This window comes from Paenibacillus agaridevorans (assembly GCF_003112455.1).
Taxonomy (GTDB): domain Bacteria; phylum Bacillota; class Bacilli; order Paenibacillales; family Paenibacillaceae; genus Pristimantibacillus; species Pristimantibacillus agaridevorans.
The window spans coordinates 1-5,572 of sequence record NZ_BDQX01000048.1 but is presented as its reverse complement, the minus strand read 5'-3'; the positions used below and the strand labels follow the sequence as shown (position 1 = coordinate 5,572).

At 46.3% G+C, this 5,572-nt stretch carries 8 protein-coding genes and 2 pseudogenes; 6 read left to right on the top strand and 4 right to left on the bottom strand.

Going from position 1 to position 5,572, the window contains the following annotated elements; all coding sequences use genetic code 11:
• Window positions 1–104: 104 nt before the first annotated feature.
• The 5 genes and pseudogenes from PAT3040_RS05135 (at window position 105) to PAT3040_RS05115 (ending at window position 1,861) form a co-directional block, all read left to right on the top strand.
• Window positions 105–593, top strand: a complete 489-nt coding sequence (locus PAT3040_RS05135) for a transposase (protein ID WP_108991798.1) — start codon at window positions 105–107, stop codon at window positions 591–593.
• Between the two features lie 189 nt (window positions 594–782).
• Complete coding sequence (locus PAT3040_RS39870; RefSeq protein ID WP_108991797.1) at window positions 783–992, top strand: hypothetical protein; 210 nt, start codon at window positions 783–785, stop codon at window positions 990–992.
• Window positions 905–1,339 (top strand): YhjD family protein, encoded by a 435-nt coding sequence (locus PAT3040_RS05125; RefSeq protein WP_181376449.1) that lies wholly within the window; start codon window positions 905–907, stop codon window positions 1,337–1,339. The genes PAT3040_RS39870 and PAT3040_RS05125 overlap by 88 nt, the downstream gene beginning before the upstream one ends.
• Window positions 1,340–1,351: 12 nt before the next feature.
• A pseudogene (locus PAT3040_RS05120) lies at window positions 1,352–1,598 on the top strand (YolD-like family protein).
• A 68-nt stretch (window positions 1,599–1,666) separates the two neighbouring features.
• Window positions 1,667–1,861, top strand: a complete 195-nt coding sequence (locus PAT3040_RS05115) for a hypothetical protein (RefSeq protein ID WP_108991795.1) — start codon at window positions 1,667–1,669, stop codon at window positions 1,859–1,861.
• A 347-nt stretch (window positions 1,862–2,208) separates the two neighbouring features.
• Here the strand turns inward: PAT3040_RS05115 and PAT3040_RS05110 are convergent, their stop codons facing one another.
• The 4 genes and pseudogenes from PAT3040_RS05110 to PAT3040_RS05095 all read right to left on the bottom strand — a co-directional run bounded on the left by PAT3040_RS05110 (window position 2,209) and on the right by PAT3040_RS05095 (window position 3,827).
• The gene (locus tag PAT3040_RS05110; RefSeq protein WP_108991794.1) at window positions 2,209–2,778 is read right to left on the bottom strand and encodes a manganese catalase family protein; all 570 of its coding nucleotides are present in this window, start codon (window positions 2,776–2,778) and stop codon (window positions 2,209–2,211) included.
• Between the two features lie 230 nt (window positions 2,779–3,008).
• Window positions 3,009–3,209 (bottom strand): annotated as a pseudogene (locus PAT3040_RS05105) (manganese catalase family protein); the annotation flags it as partial.
• A 111-nt stretch (window positions 3,210–3,320) separates the two neighbouring features.
• Complete coding sequence (locus PAT3040_RS05100) at window positions 3,321–3,587, bottom strand: spore coat protein CotJB (RefSeq protein WP_087567830.1); 267 nt, start codon at window positions 3,585–3,587, stop codon at window positions 3,321–3,323.
• Window positions 3,588–3,827 carry a spore coat associated protein CotJA gene (locus PAT3040_RS05095; RefSeq protein ID WP_108991793.1) on the bottom strand — a complete coding sequence of 80 codons (240 nt, stop codon included), beginning with the start codon at window positions 3,825–3,827 and terminating at the stop codon, window positions 3,588–3,590.
• A gap of 196 nt (window positions 3,828–4,023) precedes the next feature.
• Here PAT3040_RS05095 and spoIIP point away from each other — a divergent pair, with 196 nt between their 5' ends.
• Complete coding sequence (gene spoIIP / locus PAT3040_RS05090) at window positions 4,024–5,238, top strand: stage II sporulation protein P (RefSeq protein ID WP_108991792.1); 1,215 nt, start codon at window positions 4,024–4,026, stop codon at window positions 5,236–5,238.
• Window positions 5,239–5,572: the final 334 nt, after the last annotated feature.

Sequence of the window (5,572 nt, the reverse complement as noted above, 5' to 3'; positions counted from 1 at the left end):
AGGAGAAGGTGCAGGAGACCCTCGCGCATATTCATACGCTCACACAGCAAGAAGCTGGCGAATAACCAGATGAGCTTCTTGGCCAGCTCGAAGAAACAGCCTTCATGCTGGAAGAACAAGCGGAAAACTCAACCGAACAGATCGCTCAAGCAAGCGACAGCGAAGCGAGGAAATCCTTACGTAAAGAGCGCAGTACCTGGAAGCAGCCACTGAAACAAATTTTTCCAAGGCTCGCCAAGTATGAGCAGCAGAAAGGTTGCTTTGGCGATCGGAACAGCTACTCTAAAACCGATCCAGATGCCACGTTTATGCGTATGAAGGAAGATCACATGAAAAAAGGCCAACTGAAGTCGGGGTACAATGTGCAGATGGTGACGGAAAACCAGTTCTTTTTGCTTTACAGCATCCACCAGCGACCTACCGATACGCGCTGCTTCATCCCGCATATGGAGCGACTGGGTGCGTCTTCTTTGCCGATGCCCAAAACAATGGTTGCCGATTTGGGCTATGGAAGTGAAGAGAACCATTTGTATGCGATAGGGGAGGAAAAGGAGCCTCGATTTTCTCATTCCCTATGGCAGCTTCATGTTTGAGAAAACACATCGTTACTAGAAGGACATTCGGCATACCTCTAGCTGGACGTATGGGGTGTTGGATGATCGATTCTTTGCCCGAATGGCCGTTACGTTCGCTTTAAGAAATACCAAACGAAGAAAAACGCATCTGGTTTGGAAAAAAGCTTCAAGCTATAAGAATGTGAAGATTGTAGTAACTGCCCCATCATGCCCGCATGCACCAAAGCAAAGGGGAACCGTCAAGTACACTGGAATACAATTTGGGAAGAGTTAAAAGCAAAGGCCAAAAAAGCCCTTGAGGATGACGAAAAATCCGTGAGAAGTCGAAGATGTTGCTTACTGAACACAAGGAGCAATTTGAGTCGCGGGACCAACCTAAACTTAGCGGAAGGCCCACTCCTGAAGAATACGTCATGATCAGAGATTTCGTAATATACCCTCAATTGGTTAAGATGGTCCAAAAGAGCATGGATGATATGGGATTTTCTCATGTCGCCTTGAAAGGTGTAATCCTTCGTTGTCTGGAGCACATCATGTTCAATATTTCCGATGATTTTTTCAAACACAAGAAAGAGCTCAAGAACCGGAATATCAAAGTGGTGGAAGAAGAAACGAACGACGATATCCTTTATTACCGATTTTATTGTAGAGGTTATGAAGAAAGATTTGGTATCGTTAGAGAGGCGTTACGAACCGAAATTAGATTGAAGTTGACTAATTATACGAATGCCCTCGGGCAGCAATTCAAATCCAATAAAGGTTGAGGTGTTACCCTTATGGCAAAAGATAAAGGACCAAAGAGACCTACAAGGGATGAATACGTTCTGGAGGAACTGGGGGAGCGCCTGGTAGAAGCGCAGCAAGAAGAGGGGACTGTAGAACTACAGATATGGAACAAGGAGCCGGTTATCGGACGAATCGTAAAGATGGATTCACGTACAAAAATTAATCCACGTTGAGCAGAGGAATTGCGAAACCGATCGAGTGCCGTTCATGGACATTATGCGGGTAGATAATATCTAATTTCAGCTTAATTAGGCAGGTATTAATTGGTCCATGTCGAATACATTTCGGAAGGAGAGTGATTCGAGATGAATATGTTGGTTAACCGATATCTCGGTGAAAAGGTGATCGTCACACTGGATACTGGGGATAAGCATCAAGGAATCTTAGAGGATGTCATCGATCCGGAATACATTGGGTATGTAAAAGTGCACAATGGGGATGAAGTGGTATTCTTCCCGGAAGACCAAATTGAGAACATCAAGCCGGAATTATTGAATTGATAAAGAGCCGTAGGGGAAAGCAACCCTGCGGCTATTTGATTATTTTGGGAATAATGAATTTCGGCTGTTGGCGATAAGGTGTGATAAAGGTTGAGGAAAAGTATCTTTTGAATCATGCGCATGTAGAATTTTTTCTTGAACTACCGGTAGCTGGCCATGTTCGGTGCCGTTGTTCATTAAAGTAACGGACAGTGTGGCACAGACCTTGAAATAGTAAAGTGAACTAGGAGTTTCATTGCAAACTGCACCATATCTTTAAATGAAGCAGGCAGACGTCCCTGGTGGACGCCATTCTGTCCTTATTGTTTGTTATACATAAGACGTGGCATAACGGACTGTAAACTGCCTTAGAAAAAGATCTTCCGATCCTGTTCCTCTTTCAGAATTTCCACAGCTTCCCTAAAGCGTAGTGAATGGACAATTTCACGTTCACGTAAAAATTTGAGACTGTCTTGGAGATCCACATCGTCTGTCAGGTCAATTAACCACTGATATGTGGCCCTAGCTTTCTCTTCGGCTGCTATATCCTCATACAGATCTGCAATGGGATCGCCTTTGGCTTGAATATATGATGCCGTCCATGGTACACCAGCGGCGTTTGTGTAGAAAAGTGCGTTGTCGTGTGCAGCGTAATGGGCGCCAAGTCCAGCCGCCTTTAACTGATCCGGAGTCGCATCCTTTGTCAGCTTATAAATCATCGTTGCTATCATTTCTAAATGAGAAAATTCCTCCGTCGCGATATCCGTCAGTAGTCCAATGACTTTATCTGGAATGGTGTATCGTTGATTTAAATATCGAAGTGCTGCTGCAAGCTCGCCATCAGCTCCTCCGTATTGTTCCATCAAAAATTTTGCCATTAGCGGATCGCACTTGCTTACCCTGACCGGATATTGAAGCTTCTTCTCATAGACAAACATGCCCGAAATTCCCCGCTTTCGACTTTAGAATCTCGACGCAGCACCCCATATTGTGTTTACTGCGTTAAGGTGTCATTATCTGCAATACTTACCCAGGTACAAATTAAGTTCTTTCAACATGAGGGCTAAGGACTGAAAATCATGTAGCGGTGTAATTTCAACTCGAAAACTCCCCCGAGAATCCTTGATTTAACTAATTGCAGAGAAACGTTTTTTAACATCTAACTATGATGTACCAATTCTTCTGTCCCGATATCCGTCAGAAGTCCAATCACTTTGTCAGGTATCGTGTAACGCTGGTTCAAGTAACGCAACGCTGCAGCAAGCTCGCCATCGGCACCGCCATATTGCTCCATCAGAAATTTGGCCATAAGCGGATCGCATTTGCTCACTCTTACGGGATATTGAAGTTTCTTCTCATAGGCCCACATCGGTTGACTTCTCCTCGCTTTCCCATTGGACTTCTCACTCGTTTGCAGCCGGCATGCGAGTTCGGGCATTTCCCTGCTATCAGACTATCCTCGTCCATGCTCCGCGCGGCTCTACACTTGCCAAGGCCATGGAGCCTCTTTCCATTGCCACGGGGTTTTGGACATGCTGTGACCGAAGTTCATGAGCGGTCCGTATGCCGCTTCGTATTGTGCGGCTATTCGTTTGCGAAGCTCCGCATATTGGTTGAATTGGGCAATTGCAGCTTCGTCCCCGGGATGCGTATCAAGGTACAGATTTAATTCGACCAATACGAAGTCGACCGCCTGCAGATCGTGCAACAGCTTGTAATAGGCTTCATCAAGCATTGTCTCAGCCATTTACATATCGCCTCCCGTTACCCGCGTAGGAGAAGAAGGATCTGGATATGGGGCAAATAAGGCCGGCCATAACGTCCCGTACTTCAAAGCATCGTAGGCGGAGAATTGGGGCAGATTGGGGGGCTGAATAGTAATAAATAATTGCGGCGGCACATTGTAGCTCTTTTCTCTGATTGGAGGACAGGGATCATGTGGTCCGACAAATGGGCGATAGGTTCGGAATTGATCGCTCGCATTCATAGCTATGCTCCTTTCCAAATCGTTCCTTGCCCAACTATATGACGGACGGCTTGGGCGTTATGCAAAGTTAAGCAAGTACTTATTTCTGACTATAAAACTAGCATTTCGAATAGAAAAAAACGAGATTAGCAGGATTTTCCTCGCTTACCGTCGAAACTTGCAGAGACATATTTGCGAAAACGGGGGAGATTGAGCGTTGAAACTGAGAAATGCATTATTGGGTGGCGCTGCAGCCATTCTGTTGTTGTCTGGTGCGGAAAATGTCGCATTTGCCTCTACTGTCAAGGCTGGTTCAACACTCAATGCAAGTCAGGTTGGCGGGAAACAGGCTAAGGTTGCACATATCATCGCTGTAACAAACCTGCGCAAGGGGCCGGGAATGGATTACAAGATCGTGGCTAAGGCGCAGCCTGGAGACAGCTTTGCCATAGAAGGCAGCGATGGCGACTGGTATAAGGTGGGACTTCCCGGAGGAGGCAAAGCCTACATCGCGAATTGGGTCGTGGAGACGGATGCGGAGGAGCAAGTCGCAATCGAGGGACCCGGTGAAGGGCAACAAACCGACAATGGTCCGAAGGCGACTGTGATTCAAATCCTGGGAGTCACCAATTTGCGAAGCGGGCCCGGGATGGATTACAGCGTCGTCGCCAAAGCGCAAAGCGGCGAAACGTTCCGAATCGATGGCTCGGAAGGCGAATGGTATCGCATCGTTTTGACGAACGGCAGACAAGCGTATGTTGCCAAGTGGGTAGTTCAAACGGAGGAAGTGCCGGATAGCGACAGCAGGGTATATATCTACCATACTCATAATCGCGAATCATGGAAAAACGTTGCACGCAGCACCGCCGGCGGCGCGTACGATGACAAAGAAGTAAATATTACGCTGGTCGGCAAACATATGGCTTCCACCCTGAAGCAGAGAGGCATTCCAACCATCTCGGAGAATGCGGATATTGCCGCAAGGTTAACGGAGCAAAAGCTGAACTATTCGCAATCATACGCGGAATCAGGCAAAGCTGTAGCTAATGCGATCAGCTCCCATGCTTCCTTGTCTTATTTTCTGGATATCCATCGGGATGCGGATTTGCCTCGCAGTACAACAGCCGTAACGATCGGTAAGAAGACATACGCTCGCGTTATGTTTGTGATTGGCATGGCCAATCCCAACTACAAGGAAAACAAAAAGCTTGCGGATGCTTTACACACATTGCTGAATAAAAAATATCCCGGCCTGTCCAGGGGAGTGTTGCTCAAAGGCTCGAGCAACGGCAATGGCGAATACAACCAGTCGGTATCGAGCGGCAGCCTGCTTCTTGAATTCGGAGGCGTCAATAATACGCTTCAGGAAAATTTGAGCACGGCCGAAGCGTTTGCAGAAGTGTTTGCGGACTATTTAAAGCAGAAAAAATAAGTTGATTTGGAGTTCGGACAAGTGGGGAATACTGGGCTGCTGGATGAGCAAGCGAAAAACGTTTGCAAGAAGGCGCTGGTACGCTTCGTCAAAAAATAAATACATGCAAAAGGACTCTCCGAGGAGAGTCCTTTTGTATGTATTTATTTATGGATAGCCTAACAATATGGCTTGCTGCTCCGTTTAACAACTCAGGTGTCTGTAAGCTCGAATTCGATATAGCTTTGTTCATAAAATGTTCAGTTTCATGCTATAGAATTACGTATTATCAAGGAATTATGGAATAGCGGAAATCCGGCAACACTACAAATGTCGAACAATAATGATTGTTCGA

Excerpts from the sequence above, each read along its gene's own strand:
- PAT3040_RS05135 (WP_108991798.1), top strand. The coding sequence starts at position 105 with ATGCTGGAAGAACAAGCGGAAAACTCAACCGAACAGATCGCTCAAGCA.
- PAT3040_RS39870 (WP_108991797.1), top strand. The coding sequence starts at position 783 with ATGCCCGCATGCACCAAAGCAAAGGGGAACCGTCAAGTACACTGGAAT.
- PAT3040_RS05125 (WP_181376449.1), top strand. The coding sequence starts at position 905 with ATGTTGCTTACTGAACACAAGGAGCAATTTGAGTCGCGGGACCAACCT.
- PAT3040_RS05115 (WP_108991795.1), top strand. The coding sequence starts at position 1,667 with ATGAATATGTTGGTTAACCGATATCTCGGTGAAAAGGTGATCGTCACA.
- PAT3040_RS05110 (WP_108991794.1), bottom strand. The coding sequence starts at position 2,778 with ATGTTTGTCTATGAGAAGAAGCTTCAATATCCGGTCAGGGTAAGCAAG.
- PAT3040_RS05100 (WP_087567830.1), bottom strand. The coding sequence starts at position 3,587 with ATGGCTGAGACAATGCTTGATGAAGCCTATTACAAGCTGTTGCACGAT.
- PAT3040_RS05095 (WP_108991793.1), bottom strand. The coding sequence starts at position 3,827 with ATGAATGCGAGCGATCAATTCCGAACCTATCGCCCATTTGTCGGACCA.